Source organism: Bradyrhizobium sp. USDA 376 (assembly GCF_054063675.1).
Genome location: NZ_JBSSGN010000001.1, coordinates 6,557,296 through 6,570,973, shown reverse-complemented (window position 1 = coordinate 6,570,973; position 13,678 = coordinate 6,557,296). Strand labels below are relative to the sequence as shown.

14 protein-coding genes are annotated in these 13,678 nt (G+C 64.7%); 8 read left to right on the top strand and 6 right to left on the bottom strand.

Annotated elements, in window-relative coordinates:
- The first annotated feature begins 206 nt into the window (after positions 1–206).
- A complete protein-coding gene (locus ACVJ19_RS30565) occupies positions 207–1,034 on the top strand; it encodes an invasion associated locus B family protein (protein ID WP_453952869.1) in 828 nt (275 codons plus the stop codon).
- A 77-nt stretch (positions 1,035–1,111) separates the two neighbouring features.
- Here ACVJ19_RS30565 and hspQ read toward each other — a convergent pair whose 3' ends face one another.
- Positions 1,112–1,444, bottom strand: coding sequence for a heat shock protein HspQ (hspQ, locus tag ACVJ19_RS30560; protein ID WP_074120446.1), 333 nt, complete (start codon positions 1,442–1,444; stop codon positions 1,112–1,114).
- Positions 1,445–1,550: 106 nt separating this feature from the next.
- Here hspQ and ACVJ19_RS30555 point away from each other — a divergent pair, with 106 nt between their 5' ends.
- Positions 1,551–2,504, top strand: coding sequence for an AEC family transporter (locus ACVJ19_RS30555; RefSeq protein WP_453952868.1), 954 nt, complete (start codon positions 1,551–1,553; stop codon positions 2,502–2,504).
- A 6-nt stretch (positions 2,505–2,510) separates the two neighbouring features.
- Here the strand turns inward: ACVJ19_RS30555 and ACVJ19_RS30550 are convergent, their stop codons facing one another.
- On the bottom strand, positions 2,511–3,695 hold the full coding sequence (locus tag ACVJ19_RS30550) for a UbiH/UbiF family hydroxylase (protein ID WP_453952867.1): 1,185 nt from the start codon (positions 3,693–3,695) through the stop codon (positions 2,511–2,513).
- Between the two features lie 87 nt (positions 3,696–3,782).
- Between ACVJ19_RS30550 and pcsA the strand changes: the two genes are divergently transcribed.
- From pcsA to ACVJ19_RS30535, 3 genes are all read left to right on the top strand, one after another.
- Positions 3,783–4,550 (top strand): phosphatidylcholine synthase, encoded by a 768-nt coding sequence (pcsA, locus tag ACVJ19_RS30545; protein WP_453952866.1) that lies wholly within the window; start codon positions 3,783–3,785, stop codon positions 4,548–4,550.
- Positions 4,547–5,281: a TerC family protein gene (locus tag ACVJ19_RS30540; protein WP_453952865.1), complete on the top strand. Its 735-nt coding sequence runs from the start codon at positions 4,547–4,549 to the stop codon at positions 5,279–5,281. The genes pcsA and ACVJ19_RS30540 overlap by 4 nt, the downstream gene beginning before the upstream one ends.
- Positions 5,282–5,357: 76 nt before the next feature.
- Positions 5,358–6,332, top strand: a complete 975-nt coding sequence (locus ACVJ19_RS30535; protein ID WP_453952864.1) for a quinone oxidoreductase family protein — start codon at positions 5,358–5,360, stop codon at positions 6,330–6,332.
- Positions 6,333–6,485: 153 nt separating this feature from the next.
- Here ACVJ19_RS30535 and ACVJ19_RS30530 read toward each other — a convergent pair whose 3' ends face one another.
- The 3 genes from ACVJ19_RS30530 to ACVJ19_RS30520 all read right to left on the bottom strand — a co-directional run bounded on the left by ACVJ19_RS30530 (position 6,486) and on the right by ACVJ19_RS30520 (position 9,853).
- Positions 6,486–7,682, bottom strand: coding sequence for an acetylornithine transaminase (locus ACVJ19_RS30530; RefSeq protein WP_453952863.1), 1,197 nt, complete (start codon positions 7,680–7,682; stop codon positions 6,486–6,488).
- 266 nt (positions 7,683–7,948) lie between these two features.
- Entirely contained in the window at positions 7,949–8,590 is a 642-nt protein-coding gene (locus tag ACVJ19_RS30525; RefSeq protein ID WP_453952862.1) for a hypothetical protein, read from the bottom strand.
- A gap of 114 nt (positions 8,591–8,704) precedes the next feature.
- Positions 8,705–9,853, bottom strand: a complete 1,149-nt coding sequence (locus tag ACVJ19_RS30520) for a tetratricopeptide repeat protein (protein WP_453952861.1) — start codon at positions 9,851–9,853, stop codon at positions 8,705–8,707.
- A gap of 124 nt (positions 9,854–9,977) precedes the next feature.
- Between ACVJ19_RS30520 and ACVJ19_RS30515 the strand changes: the two genes are divergently transcribed.
- The 3 genes from ACVJ19_RS30515 (at position 9,978) to ACVJ19_RS30505 (ending at position 11,866) form a co-directional block, all read left to right on the top strand.
- A complete protein-coding gene (locus tag ACVJ19_RS30515; protein ID WP_453952860.1) occupies positions 9,978–10,925 on the top strand; it encodes a hypothetical protein in 948 nt (315 codons plus the stop codon).
- 157 nt (positions 10,926–11,082) lie between these two features.
- Positions 11,083–11,514: a MerR family transcriptional regulator gene (locus ACVJ19_RS30510; protein ID WP_453952859.1), complete on the top strand. Its 432-nt coding sequence runs from the start codon at positions 11,083–11,085 to the stop codon at positions 11,512–11,514.
- Positions 11,447–11,866 carry a carboxymuconolactone decarboxylase family protein gene (locus ACVJ19_RS30505; protein ID WP_453955248.1) on the top strand — a complete coding sequence of 140 codons (420 nt, stop codon included), beginning with the start codon at positions 11,447–11,449 and terminating at the stop codon, positions 11,864–11,866. Before ACVJ19_RS30510 ends, ACVJ19_RS30505 begins: the two co-directional genes overlap by 68 nt.
- Before the next feature lie 393 nt (positions 11,867–12,259).
- Here the strand turns inward: ACVJ19_RS30505 and rimO are convergent, their stop codons facing one another.
- Positions 12,260–13,585 (bottom strand): 30S ribosomal protein S12 methylthiotransferase RimO, encoded by a 1,326-nt coding sequence (gene rimO, locus ACVJ19_RS30500; RefSeq protein ID WP_453952858.1) that lies wholly within the window; start codon positions 13,583–13,585, stop codon positions 12,260–12,262.
- Positions 13,586–13,678: the final 93 nt, after the last annotated feature.

The following is a 13,678-nucleotide window of genomic DNA, read 5'->3' as shown; positions in this document are numbered from 1 at the left end:
ACTGGGCGCAGCTGCGGATGTGGTCAAAGACGCTTGTCGGCATTGATCTTTTCGTCGGCCACGCTAAGAAGGCACCCAATCGCGCAAGAGCGCCGAGCCCGTCACTTATCCGCCTCAATTGACGGGGAGAGAGCCGCGCCCAAGGCGGCTTGGTTCGGTGCTTCGGAGCGGTTCGGGCATTTCCCGTTCAGAAAGGGTTTTCTGCAATGAATTTCCGTTATTTGGCCGCGTCCGTCCGGCCGCGCGGGCGACTTCTCGCCTTGTTGACGGCGACGGCATTGGTCGTCCCGTTTGCCGCCGAAGCCCAGACCCCGGCGCCGGCTCCCGGTGCGCCCGCCGCACCCAAGGCGGCCCCGGCCCCGAAGGCGGCGGCTCCGAAGGCTGCCCCCAAGGCTCCGGCGCCCGCCCAGGCGCAGCCGGCCCAGCAGGCTCCCGCAGGTGCTCCGGCGCAGCAGGGCGCAGCCCAGCCCGCCGACCAGCAGATCCAGCTGATCTACGCTCCCTGGACCAAGTTCTGCCTCAAGGGCCAGGACGCCAACGCCAAGCAGGTCTGCTTCACCGGCAAGGACGGCCGCATCGAATCGGGCCAGCCGGTCATTGCCGCCGTCATCATCGAGCCGGAAGGCGAGCCCAAGAAGATCCTGCGCGTGACGCTGCCGCTTGGCATGCAGCTCGTGCACGGCACCCGCATCATCGTGGACAGCAACGCGCCGCTGCAGCAGCCGTATGTGATCTGCTTCCAGAACGGCTGCATGTCCGACTACGAGGCCACGCCCGAGCTCATCAACAGCATGAAGAAGGGCCAGAATCTCGTTGTCCAGGCGATCAACGCCAATGGCGCGCCGCTGACCCTGCCGCTGCCGCTCGCCGGCGAATTCCAGAAGGCCTATGACGGTCCGCCGACCGATCCGAAGGTGTTCGAGGAAACCCAGAAGAAGCTCCAGGAAGAGCTTCAGAAGAAGGCCGACGAGCAGCGCAAGAAGCTCGAGCAGCAGGGCACGCCGCCTGGCGCACCTCCGACCGCCCAGAAATAATTGGGACCAAATCCCGGACATGAAAAAGGCGCTCATTCGAGCGCCTTTTTTGCCGACCCGCCGTGTCCGAGCGCAGATCAATTCAGCGAGGGATTGCGCGGGCGGTAGCCGCCGCCCTTGTCTTTGATGAAGATCTCGGCGACCTGGGAATGCCGGATCGGCTCGCCGGAGTCGTCGGGCAACAGGTTCTGCTCGGAGACGTAGGCGACGTACTCGGACTCCGCGTTTTCCGCGAGCAGGTGGTAGAACGGCTGATCCTTGTGGGGCCGCACCTCCTCGGGAATCGACAGCCACCACTCCTCGGTGTTGTTGAATTCCGGATCGATGTCGAAGATCACGCCCCGGAACGAGAAGATCCGGTGGCGCACGACCTGTCCGATCTGGAATTTGGCTGTCCGCGCTTTAATCATCCCCCGTCGATAGACCAGGATTGTGGCCGATGCTAGTGGCCTTATCGGGAATTAACCTTCGCGTCCGGGGCGGATAGCCCCCAAGTCTTCAGAAAACACTTCACCAATGCTCGATATCCTCAACCTGGCTCTACCTTATTTCGGCCTCATCTTCGTTGGTTTCGCTTGCGGCAAGGTCAAGGCCCTGCCGGAATCGGGCCTCGCCTGGATGAACTTCTTCCTGCTCTACGTGTCGCTGCCGGCGCTGCTGTTCGCGATCATGTCGAAGACGCCGTTTGCGGAGCTGAACAACCCGCCGTTCCTGGTGGCTACCACGCTGTCGACGGTTGCGGCGTTCACCCTGGCGCTGGTCGTCGGCAAGGTGCTGGGGCGCCTGACATTGCGCGAGGCGACGCTCGCGGGGCTTTCCGGCGGCTACGGCAATATCGGCTATATGGGGCCGGGGCTGGCGCTCGCGGTGCTCGGGACGAAGGCGGCGGCGCCGACTGCGCTGATCTTCTGCTGCGATAGCATCTTCCTGTTCACGATCGTGCCGCTCTTGATCGAGCTCTCCGACCGCGACCATCCCTCGATCGTGCACGCCTTTGGCGTCGTGCTGAAGCAGATCGTGCTCAACCCGCTGATCATGTCGGCCTGCTTTGGCGCGGCGGTGGCGGCGCTCCATATCGAGCTGCCGGTCGCGCTCGACCGCACCATCACCTTCCTCCAGAACGCGGCCGCGCCGACCGCGCTGTTCGTGCTCGGCGTGACGGTGGCGCTCCGTCCGTTCGACCGTGTGCCGTGGGAGGTGCCCGGCGTGATCGCGGTGAAGCTCCTGATCCATCCGCTTGCGGCGTTCGGCCTGATGCTGGCGTTCGGCCCCTTTGCGCAGCCCTGGGCTGCGACCGCCGTGCTGATGGCCTCGCTGCCGCCGGCATTGAACGTGTTCGTGATCGCCCGGCAGAACGATGCCTGGGTCGAGGCCGCCTCCGTCGCCGTGCTGCTCGGGACGTTTGCATCGGTGGTCACGCTGACCAGCGTGATGTGGTTGCTTCAGACCGGCCGGCTGGTGTTTCCGTAATAGGCGTTACCGCCGCCAGGTCGGCGTCAGGCCCTCGCGCATGGCAAAACGCCTGAGCGGGCCGATGGCGCCGAGCAGGTGCATGCCGACGGCGCGGACCGGCTGGAGCGGCAGGAAATCGTTGAGCAAAGAGCGGTTGGCGATGTCGATCGCAAACGTCCGGCTCAGGATGTCGGGCCGCCGGGCGCGGTCGTAGCGCGTGAGCACGTCGCCCGCGCCGGGATCCTGGCCTGCCGCGATGGCCTCGCCCGCGAGCCGCGCGATGTCCGCGGCATCGCGCAGGCCGAGATTGAGGCCTTGGGCGCCGATCGGCGGGACCACATGGGCGGCTTCCCCGACCAGCGCGATACGGTCGCAGCCGAACGATCTTGGACGCTCGATCGCCAGCGGGAACAGGTTACGCCCGGGCTCGACCGTCATGCGCCCGAGGATCGAATGTGACTGCTTCTCGATCGCGGCGGACAACTCCTCGTCGCTGAGGCCGCGCAGCCGCTCGGCCTCCGCGGGCGCCGAGACCCAGACGATGCTGGAGCGGTCGCCGGGCAGGGGCACGAACACGCAGGGCCCGTGTGGCGTGTGGAACTCGGTCGAGACGTTGCGATGCGGCCGCGTGTGGCCGACGTTGAAGGTCAGCGCGGTCTGCGTCAGCTCCCGCCGCGTCACCGCGATGCCGGCAGCCTCCCGGCATAGCGAATGCCGGCCGTCGGCGCCGACCACCAGCCGGGCCGAGAGGAATTGTGCGGAGGCAGTGCGGATCGCGACATCGTCGGCTTCGATGACGACGCTCTCGGCCTCGTCGTCGAAACGGACGATCCCGGGCAGCTCGGCCGCGCGCTCTTCCAGCGCCAGCATCAGCGAGCGGTTGTCGATGTTGTACCCGAAGGCGTCGAGCATGATTTCGTGACAGGAGAAACGGACCTCCGGCGCGCGGAACAGCCGGCCGGTGTCGTCGACGAGCCGCATGACCTCCAGCGCGGCCGCCTTGTCCTTGCAGCGCGGCCAGACGTCGAGGCTCTCCAGGAGATCGATGGAGGCACCGAGCAGCGCCGTGGTGCGATTGTCGGCATAGGGCAGACGCCGTGCCACCAGCGCGGTCCGTGCTCCGGACTGCGCCAGTGCGATCGCCGCTGCGAGCCCGGCCGGTCCGCCGCCGATCACGGCTGCGTCAAAAAGTGTCGATGCGTCTGTCATGGAACGACAAATGACACGCCCCGCGGCAAATTCAAGCCCACCTATTTTTCCTAGGTTTTATGGCGAATTGTGCGACCGGGCACCGCAATGGCTTATGTGCAAATCGGTCTCATTCTGATAGCAGAAGCCATGGACAGCCGAGAGGATTCCCTGAAGCCGACACCCGCGATCCGCGCCGCGGCGTTCTCGGTGCATATCTTCACCGCCTTCGGTGCGGCGATCGCGCTATTGGCGATGCTGGAGGCCGTGCGCGAGCACTGGGCGGCGATGTTTCAGTGGCTGGGCATCGCGCTGATCATCGACGCCGTCGACGGTCCGATCGCGCGCCGGCTCGACGTCAAGAACGTGCAGCCGAACTGGTCGGGCGACGTGCTCGATCTCGTGGTCGACTTCGTCACCTATGTGTTCGTGCCGGCCTATGCGATCGTGGCGAGCGGGCTGTTGCTGCCGGTCGCAGCGCCCTTGCTCGGCGTCGCCATCATCGTCACCAGCGCACTATATTTCGCCGATCTGCGCATGAAGGCCGACGACAATCACTTCCGCGGTTTCCCGGCGCTGTGGAATGCGGCGGCGTTCTACCTGTTCCTGCTGCACTGGTCGCCGCTGTGGTCCACGCTGCTGGTCGCGGCCCTGGTGGTGCTGACCTTCGTGCCGTTCCACGTGCTGCATCCGGTCCGCGTCGTGCGGCTGCGCTGGCTGACGATGTCGCTGATCGCGATCTGGGCGCTGCTGTCCCTCTACACGCTGGACATGGACTTTCACGTCGGCCCCGTCGTGACGGTTGCGCTGTGCGCGATCGCGCTCTGGATCAGCTTCAGCGACGCCTTGATCCGCCTCGCAAGATCCTTCGCATGATGCATCTGGTCACCAGCCCCGAGGCGTGGGCGGCGCTGCTGACCCTGACCTCGCTCGAGATCGTGCTCGGCATCGACAACGTCATCTTCCTGTCGGTGATCGTCTCGCGCATCCCGGAGCAGCAGGCGAACCGTGCCCGCCAGATCGGGCTGGCGCTGGCGCTGATCTTCCGCATCATGCTGCTCAGCGTGCTGGTCTGGCTGATCGGCCTGACCGCGCCGGTGTTCTCGTTTGCAGGTTATGATTTTTCCTGGCGCGATCTGATCCTGATCGGCGGGGGCCTGTTCCTGATCGCGAAGGCGACGCACGAGATCCACGCCGAGGTCGAGGCCGATGACGACGAGGGCGATGAGAAATCCGGCGGCAGCGCCTTCTTCTGGGTGATTGTCCAGATCGTGATCATCGACATCGTGTTCTCGCTGGACTCGATCATCACCGCGATCGGCATGGCGCAGGACATCGAGATCATGGTCGCGGCGGTCGTGATCGCCTGCCTGATCATGTACATTTCGTCCGGGCCGGTGTCGCGATTCGTCGCGGAGCATCCGACCACGAAGATGCTGGCGCTGGCCTTCCTGGTGCTGATTGGCGTCGCGCTGGTCGCGGACGGATTCAAATTCCACATCCCGCGCGGCTACATCTATTTCGCAATTGCGTTCTCGGCGGCGGTCGAATTCTTCAATGTGCTGGCCAAGCGCAACCGCAGGAAGGCGCGCAAGCTGTCGGTCTAGCCGTTAACGTGGGCGCCGAGTTGACAAGGCGGGCGCGATGTCTTTCGCTTAGCCTTGGAGAAGAGGAGGTCAGGTGATGACCAAAGCCGTCCGGGTGCACAAGGTCGGGGGTCCCGAAGCCCTGGTCTATGAGAGCATCGAGGTGCCGGCGCCTGCCGCCGGCGAGGTGCGCATCCGCCAGCATGCGGTCGGCCTCAACTTCATCGACGTCTATTACCGCACCGGCCTCTACAAGGCGCCGGGGCTGCCCTTCATCGCCGGCAACGAGGCCTCGGGTGAGGTGGTCGCGGTCGGGCCGGGCGTCACGCATTTCCATCCCGGCGACCGCGTCGCCTACTACCACAATCTCGGCGCCTATACCGGCGAGCGCAACATCCCCTGGGAGAAGCTGGTCAAGCTGCCCGACCACATCACCCATGAGCAGGGCGCCGTCCTGATGCTGAAGGGGCTGACGGTCTGGTATCTCCTGCACAAGACCTTCAGGGTCGAGCCGCACCATCGCGTGCTGATCCACGCCGCCGCCGGCGGCATCGGCCTGCTCGCCTGCCAATGGGCGAGCGCGCTCGGCGCCCATGTCATCGGCACCGTCGGCTCGCGCGAGAAGGCCGAGCTCGCGGAGGCCAATGGCTGCGACCACGTCATCCTCTACAACGAGGAGGACTTCGTCGCGCGCGTCAAGCAGATCAGCCGCAACGAGGGCTGCGACGTCGTCTACGACGGCGTCGGCAAGGCGACCTTCCCGGGCTCGCTGTCCTGCCTGAAGCCGCGCGGCATGTTCGTCTCCTTCGGCAATGCCTCAGGTCCGGTGCCGCCGTTCTCGATCGCCGAGCTCAACAATCACGGCTCGCTGTTCGCGACGCGCCCGAAGCTCAACGACTATATCGGCACGCGCAAGGAGCTGCTGGAAGGCGCCGACACGCTGTTCGCCGCCGTCATCAACGGCAAGCTGCACGTGCCGATCAACCACGCCTACGCGCTCAAGGACGCCGCGAAGGCCCATATCGATCTCGAAAGCCGCAAGACCACGGGCGCGTCGATCTTGAAGCCGTAGCTCCCGTGTCCCGGACAAGCCGCAGCGCGCAAGCGTTGCGGCGCAGAGCCGGGACCCAGTTTGGCAACAGGGTACCATGTGGTGAGATGGGCCCCGGCTCTGTAGCGCACCGCCGAAGGGGCGCTGCGCTACGTCCGGGGCACAAGGCCGCTTCTACGCCACGCGTCGTGCCGCGCCGGCCTTGGTCAAGATCCCGTCGAGACAATCGATCATCTCGGCGATCTCTCCCTTCGTGACGTTCAGCGCCGGCATGAAGCGCAGCGTGTCGACCTGCGGGGCGTTGAGCAGCACGCCGGCCTCGAACGCCTGCGCGACGATCCCGGGCGCGATCGGCAGCTTGAGGTCGAGCGCGAGCAGCAGGCCGCGTCCGCGGACGCCGCCGAGCCCGTGCCGGGCGGAGACCTTCTGCAACTCGCTTTCGAGCAAGAGGCCGGTCTCGGCGACCGACTTCAGGAAGTCGGGCTTCTTGACCTCCTCCAGCACCGCAAGGCCCGCCGCGCACATGATCGGGTTGCCGTTGAAGGTGCCGCCCTGGTCGCCATGCTCGAAGCAGGATGCGCGTTCGGTCGCAAGCAGCGCCGCGAGCGGCACGCCGCCGCCGATGCCCTTGCCCAGCGTCATGATATCGGGGGCGATGCCGGCATGCTCATGGTGAAAGAGTTTTCCGGTCCGGCCCATGCCGGTCTGGATCTCGTCGAAAATGAGCAGCAGCCCGTGCGCCTCGGTCAGCGCGCGCAGCTCTTTCAGGAACGCATCGGTCGCGGGCCACACGCCGGATTCCCCCTGGATCGGCTCGAGCATCACGGCCACCGTGTTGGCGTTGATCAGCTTCTCGACCGAGGCGATGTCGTTCAGCTTCGCCTTCTTGAAGCCTGACACTTTCGGCTCGAACAGCGGCTCGAACGCCTTCTTGCCCGAAGCCGACATCGTCGCCAGCGTCCTTCCGTGGAAGCCGCCTTCGAAGCTGATGATCTCGAACGCGCCGTTCCTGTGCAGGCTGCCATATTTGCGCGCGAGCTTGATCGCGCCCTCATTGGCTTCCGCGCCCGAATTGGCGAAGAACACCTGGTCGAAGGCGCTGTTCTCGACCAGCGCCTGCGCCAGCTTGAGGCTCGGCTCGTTGTAGAATGCCGGGCTCGGCGTCAAAAGCCGCTTGGCTTGAGCTGTGAGCGCATCGGCGATTGCGGGCGGGGAGTGGCCGAGACAGTTCACGGCCCAGCCCTGCACGAAATCGAGATAGCGCTTGCGGCTGTCGTCCCAGAGGTAGGAGCCGGCGCCGCGGACGAACACGGCCTTGGGCCGTGCGGTGATGTCCATCAGCGCGTCATACGGATGAGTGGCGGTGGTCATGTCGAACTCCTCTGGAGGCGGGTGAAAAAGGCGCGCGAAAAGCAAGAAGGCCGCACTTTGCGGGTGCGGCCTTCTCGAAAACTGGCTGAATTCTAGTGCTTCAGCGGCGTCGTCGGACATGGCGCAACCCATCATCGTCGCGGGTGCGACGACGGAAAGCTGCGCGTTGATGGGTCCGAGAGTTGATCATGGGGCGCGTCCGTACAGCCGAATGGCAGGACTTGTCAAGCGGCCGTTTTGCAAGATGCCCGCCGAACGTGCATCGATCAGGTCAGGTGCGCCGCTTCCTCGGCGTCCTCGTCGCCCCAATCCGCATCCGCGATGGCGCTGTCGATGAACTCACCGCGCATCAGCTTGAGCGGCGAATTCCAGTACAGCGCGATGTTGTGGAAGGGGTCGGTCAGCACCTTGAATACCCAGACGAGTCCGGTCGTGACGTCACGCGTTGCAAAGAGCTGGAGCATGCGGGCAAGCCCGCCAGCGATGCCGATCGCGAGCCAGAGCGCGCCGACATGGCGGACGAAGTCGAAGCGGCCGACGGGAGGATCGAACAGTCCGAACAGCGTCGGGAAGACGTAGAGCGCGATCGGCGCGCTGCCCCAGACCAGCAGCAGGATGATCTTGCGGGTCTGGTTATAGCCGACCTTGACCGCTTCCTTGTAGGCGTTGCTGACGTCGTTGACGGCGTCATAGCCGTTCGGCTCGAAGAAGAAATGCCCGGTTTGCCGCGTCAGCATGGCGAGCCAGCCGACGAGACCCGCGAGGGCAGGGTCTTTGAACAGCAGCGCATAGCAGCCGAGGAAGATCACTGCGCTGAGGAGGTGAAGCGTCTGGTTGACGGTGCTCTGGTGGTAGAAGCGGTAATCGTCGAAGCGCTGCGTGCGCAGCATGACTGAGAGGCGGCTCATCAAAAGATCCTCGCTCGCGTTGAAAGCGCGGGCAGAGTTAGGACGAGTCCGTGACCCCTGCGTGAATGCACTATAGTGTCACATTGCTCGCGCGCGCAGAGCGGCGCGAGAGGATTACTCGACACCGTAATGCGCGAACACATCGGCGATGCCGGCGTTGATCGCTTTCGCCGCTGCGATGTCGCGCTCGGCGCCTTCGTTGTCGCCCTTCCTCCGCTTCGCTAGTCCGCGGCCGTAAAGTGAGCTGTCGAGCTGCGGCCTTGCGTTTAGCGCTGCGTCATAGTCGGCAATCGCCGCGTCGAGATTGCCGAGCTTGAGATAGGTGAGGGCGCGGCTGTCGAGCGTATCAGGGTCGTTGGGCGCCATCCGCAGCGACTGCTCGCAATCGGCCAGCGCCTCCTGCAAGCGCCCGCGGATCGCGCGCGTCATGCAGCGCGAATTGAACACGCCGGAATAGATCGGATTGGCCTTGATCGCGCGGTCGTAATCTTCCAGCGCCAACGCATAGTCATGCGTATCGAAATACATGCTCGCGCGCGCATAGTAATCGAGGTCGTTGTTCGGAGAGAGCTGAAGCGACCTGGAGAAATCGGCCAGCGCGCGGGCACGGTCGCCGCGGTCACGATAGATGCGAGCCCGGTTGCCATAGGCCGGGCCGTAATTCGGGTCGAGCTTGATCGACATGTCGAGATCGGCGAGCGCCCGATCGGCCTTGTCGTGCTCGCGATAAGTCGAGCCGCGGTTGTAATAGGCCAGCGCGAATTTCGGATCGAGCTTGATGGCCCGATCGTAATCGGCGATCGCATGCGCGTAGTCGTCCTTGCCGGAGTATGAATTGCCGCGGTTGTTGTAGTATTGCGCGTCACCGGGCTCGAGCCGGATCGCGCTCGTATAGTCGGCGATGGCATGGTCGCGATCGCCGAGATCGTCATAGGCAATGCCGCGATTGTACCAGGCGATGGCGTCCTTGGGATCGAGATCGATGGCGCGGTTGAGGTCGGCCACGGCGCGCTCCATGTCCCCCTTGCGCCGAAAGATCTCGCCGCGATTGGCAAGCGCCCGCGCGTTGGAGGGATTGGCCCGCAGCACCGCCGAGCAGCCGGCGAGGCGCTGCTCGTCGCTAACCTGGTCGGTGCCGAAGCACCATTGCCGCGCCTGCGCCGGCGACGGGGATTGGGCAGCGGCGGGAAGCGCAAGCAGGATCAATGCTGTGCCAATCGCGTACAGCCCGCTCCGGATACCAACCTTGTGATTGTATTTCATCGCTCACCGCGTAGAAACCATTGAGCCTCTAGCGCGTTTGTGATCAACGGACGCCAATTGGTTCGAACCGAACGCGACTCGGTTCAGACCAAGGGAGACGGGACCAACCAGACAGTTTTCAGCCTTGTCCGATACCCCTTACCCGATTGACCTCGACAGCATTCGCGGCGCGTTTCCGCCGGGAATCGAAGCGCCGCCGCTGCTGGTCGACTTTGCCACCTGGCTCAAGGGGCGCCCCTGGGGCAGCGTCGGCTGCTTCTCCCTGCAGGGCCAGTTCTCCGATTCCGCGCCGATCGTCGACGGCAGTCCGTTGCGCGACAGGTTCTCACTTTTCATGCGCTTGCCCGACGGCTCGGCTGTCGGCGGCTGGTATGGCGCCGGTCTCGACCGCGACAACCCGCCGATCGTCGGACTGGGGTCGGAGGGCGACTACGAGTTGCTCGCACCGAGCCTCGATGGCCTGCTCGCCAAACTGACGTCGCAGCAATTCGAGAAGGCCTGGAGCGATCTCAGGCCGCACGAGGAGGTCGAGTGCCAGACCGTCGAGCTCGCGCAATGGCTCGCCGAACGGCCGACCGGCGAGGCGGCGGCGCCGGACGACGGCGCATCGGAGCTGCCCGACTTCCGCGGCTTCGTCGAGAAATGGAGCCGGGATCGCGAAGATTATTGGGCCAATCACCGCCTGATGGCCGAGCTGGGCTGGCGCCTGGCCGCGCATCTGCCTAAGGGCAAGAAACCCTGGGACAAGACCCACTTTGAGGTCGCGATCGTCGGCAAACAGTACGAGGCGCGTGTCCTGACGCGCGGACCGCAGCCGTTCGAGGAAGCCGCCTCGATCGAGTCCCTGCTGCGCGATCTGCGCGAGGAGATGCGCCGCGCACAGCCCGAGCTGGGCCTGTGGTACGTGATGAATTTCGGACTCTATGCCGATGGCCGCATCATGCCGAGCTTCGAGTACGATGTGCGCCCAACCATCGGCGGCGAGCCGGCGCAGCTCTCCGAAGCGAAGGCCGATCTCGCCCGCGCACCAAGGCCGGAGCGCTGGGTGCCGAAATGGCTGGCGGCATCCTGAAGCTCGGACTCCCGCGATGCTGCCGCCCAGCCGGCGCGCCGAGATCTTCTGCTGTCGTGCCATCTTGACCTCGCGGGAACGGCACCTTCGATCCCCCTTGACTTAGAGTGCGCTCGAAGGGGTATCTGTACGTGCGTCAGTACGAGAACGGGCACACATGAAGATCGGCGACCTCGCAAAACGAACCGGCTTGTCGACCCACACGTTGCGTTATTATGAGCGCATCGGGCTGCTGCCATACGCAGACCGGGATCGTTCCGGCCAGCGTGACTTTGACGCATCGATCCTCACATGGATCGCATTCCTCGGTCGGCTCAAGACCACGGGAATGCCGATCCGGGACATGTTGCGTTATGCGGCGCTTCGTGACGAAGGCGAAGCCACCGGGTCAGCCCGGCGGCAGATGCTGGAAGTCCACCGGGAACAGGTTCGCACGCAGATTGCCGAACTCCAGGAATGCCTGCTCGTCCTTGATACCAAGATCGCCGGCTATGCCGGCGACGAACAGAGGACGAAGGAAAATGACGCACGCCCAAACACAAGCCGAAAGCCGCTTCGATCGCGGCCAGCGGGCCCTGTCACGCATTGACGGCAAAGCCGGCGAAAAGGTCGTCGCCTCACTCGCCGACATCGCTCCGGATTTCGCACGATACGTGATCGAGTTTCCCTTCGGCGACATTTACAGCCGCCCGGACCTCGGCCTGCGCGATCGAGAGATCGCGACGATCGCCGCGCTGACGGCGCTCGGAAATGCCGCGCCTCAGCTCAAAGTGCATATCGAGGCGGGTCTGAACGTCGGGCTGTCTCGCGACGAGATCGTGGAGATCATCATGCAGATGGCCGTCTATGCGGGCTTCCCGGCGGCGGTGAACGGGCTGTTCGCAGCCAAGGAGGCGTTTTCCGCGCATGACGGACGGCAGGCGTCGGGAGAAGCGACATGACGAACTTGCTCCAACATCCTTTGTGCTCGGCAGCCTGTTCGCGTTAAGAACACGCGTCAAAATTGGAATCTAAAGCCCGTTCCGATTCCATCTCTATCGGAACGGAAATGACCCCGGTGCTCTGCTTCATTCGGACGACGCGAAGCGTGCCGATCTCGCCCGCGCAGCCAGGCCGGAGCGCTGGGTGCCGAAATGGCTGGTGTGACTGAACTCTAAGCCCCGGCGGCGGTCCGCTCCCTCTCCCGCTTGCGGGAGAGGGGTGGGGAGAGGGTGCCTCCGCAGAGAGACTCCCAATGAGGAGAAAGCCCTCACCCGCGCCTTCGGCGCGACCTCTCCCGCAAGCGGGAGAGGTTACAGCGAGTGCGTGGCTGAACCGATCGCGACAGCGGAAGATCAAAATCCCGCGACGCTGCCGTGCAGATCGTACTGGTCGGCGCGCTCGATCTTCGCGGTGACGATCTCGCCGACGCGCAACGGGCGGCGGCTCGACAGATACACCGCGCCATCGATCTCCGGCGCATCGGCCTTGGAGCGGCCCTTCGCAACCGTCGGACCGACCTCGTCGATGATGATCTGCTGGCGCGTGCCCACCTTGCGCTTCAGCCGGCGCGCCGAGATCTTCTGCTGGCGGGCCATCAGCGCGTTGTAGCGCTCCTGCTTGACCTCTTCGGGGACTGGATTCTCGATCGCGTTCGACGTGGCGCCGGCAACCGGCTCGTATTTGAAGCAGCCGACGCGGTCGATCTCGGCCTCGTCGAGCCAGTCGAGCAGATAGGCGAAGTCGGCATCGGTCTCGCCGGGGAAGCCGACGATGAAGGTGGAGCGCAAGGCGAGATCGGGACATTCCTCGCGCCAGCGCTTGATCCGCGCCAGCGTCTTGTCCTGCGCCGCCGGACGCTTCATCGCCTTCAGCACCTCGGGGCTCGCATGCTGGAACGGGATGTCGAGATAGGGCAGCACCTTGCCCTCATTCATCAGCGCGATGACCTCGTCGACATGCGGGTAGGGGTAGACATATTGCAGCCGGACCCAGGCCCCGAGTTCGCCCAGCTCGCGCGCGAGATCGAGGAATTTGGCGCGGACCTGGCGGTCCTTCCACGGGCTCTCGGCATATTTCAGATCGACGCCGTAAGCCGAGGTGTCCTGCGAGATCACCAGCAGCTCCTTGACGCCGGCGCCGACCAAGCGCTCGGCTTCGCGCAGCACGTCGTTGGCCGCACGCGAGACGAGGTCGCCGCGCAGTTTTGGGATGATGCAGAAGGTGCAGCGGTTGTTGCAGCCCTCGGAGATCTTCAAATAGGCGTAGTGGCGCGGTGTCAGCTTGATGCCCTGCGGCGGCACCAGGTCGAGATGCGGATTGTGCGCCGGCGGCAGCGCGCGGTGCACGGCGTCGAGCACGCTCTCATATTGCTGCGGGCCGGTGATGGAGAGCACGCCCGGATAGGCCTGCTCGATCTGCTCCGGTTCCGCGCCCATGCAGCCGGTCACGATCACCTTGCCGTTCTCGGCCATGGCCTCGCCGATCGCCGATAGCGATTCCTGCTTGGCGCTGTCGAGGAAGCCGCAGGTGTTGACGATGACGATGTCGGCCCCGTCATGCTTGCGGGCGAGCTCGTAGCCCTCCGCGCGCAGGCGCGTGATGATGCGCTCGGAATCCACCAATGCCTTGGGACACCCGAGCGACACGAAGCTGACCTTGGGCGCAGCCGTCTGATCCATATCTGATCTGCCTGATTGACCGGCCTGAGCTAGTCCCAATTGCCCATAATTACAACCCTTTGCATGGCCCTCCGGCGTGCTATGGATGAATCA

What these genes read in the sequence shown, in the direction of transcription:
- ACVJ19_RS30505 (WP_453955248.1), top strand. Translation starts at nt 11,447, where the DNA reads ATGACGCACGCCCAAACACAAGCCGAAAGCCGCTTCGATCGCGGCCAG.
- ACVJ19_RS30525 (WP_453952862.1), bottom strand. Translation starts at nt 8,590, where the DNA reads ATGAGCCGCCTCTCAGTCATGCTGCGCACGCAGCGCTTCGACGATTAC.
- hspQ (WP_074120446.1), bottom strand. Translation starts at nt 1,444, where the DNA reads ATGATTAAAGCGCGGACAGCCAAATTCCAGATCGGACAGGTCGTGCGC.
- ACVJ19_RS30510 (WP_453952859.1), top strand. Translation starts at nt 11,083, where the DNA reads ATGAAGATCGGCGACCTCGCAAAACGAACCGGCTTGTCGACCCACACG.
- ACVJ19_RS30535 (WP_453952864.1), top strand. Translation starts at nt 5,358, where the DNA reads ATGACCAAAGCCGTCCGGGTGCACAAGGTCGGGGGTCCCGAAGCCCTG.
- ACVJ19_RS30530 (WP_453952863.1), bottom strand. Translation starts at nt 7,682, where the DNA reads ATGACCACCGCCACTCATCCGTATGACGCGCTGATGGACATCACCGCA.
- ACVJ19_RS30550 (WP_453952867.1), bottom strand. Translation starts at nt 3,695, where the DNA reads ATGACAGACGCATCGACACTTTTTGACGCAGCCGTGATCGGCGGCGGA.
- ACVJ19_RS30565 (WP_453952869.1), top strand. Translation starts at nt 207, where the DNA reads ATGAATTTCCGTTATTTGGCCGCGTCCGTCCGGCCGCGCGGGCGACTT.
- pcsA (WP_453952866.1), top strand. Translation starts at nt 3,783, where the DNA reads ATGGCTTATGTGCAAATCGGTCTCATTCTGATAGCAGAAGCCATGGAC.
- ACVJ19_RS30540 (WP_453952865.1), top strand. Translation starts at nt 4,547, where the DNA reads ATGATGCATCTGGTCACCAGCCCCGAGGCGTGGGCGGCGCTGCTGACC.
- ACVJ19_RS30555 (WP_453952868.1), top strand. Translation starts at nt 1,551, where the DNA reads ATGCTCGATATCCTCAACCTGGCTCTACCTTATTTCGGCCTCATCTTC.
- ACVJ19_RS30520 (WP_453952861.1), bottom strand. Translation starts at nt 9,853, where the DNA reads ATGAAATACAATCACAAGGTTGGTATCCGGAGCGGGCTGTACGCGATT.
- rimO (WP_453952858.1), bottom strand. Translation starts at nt 13,585, where the DNA reads ATGGATCAGACGGCTGCGCCCAAGGTCAGCTTCGTGTCGCTCGGGTGT.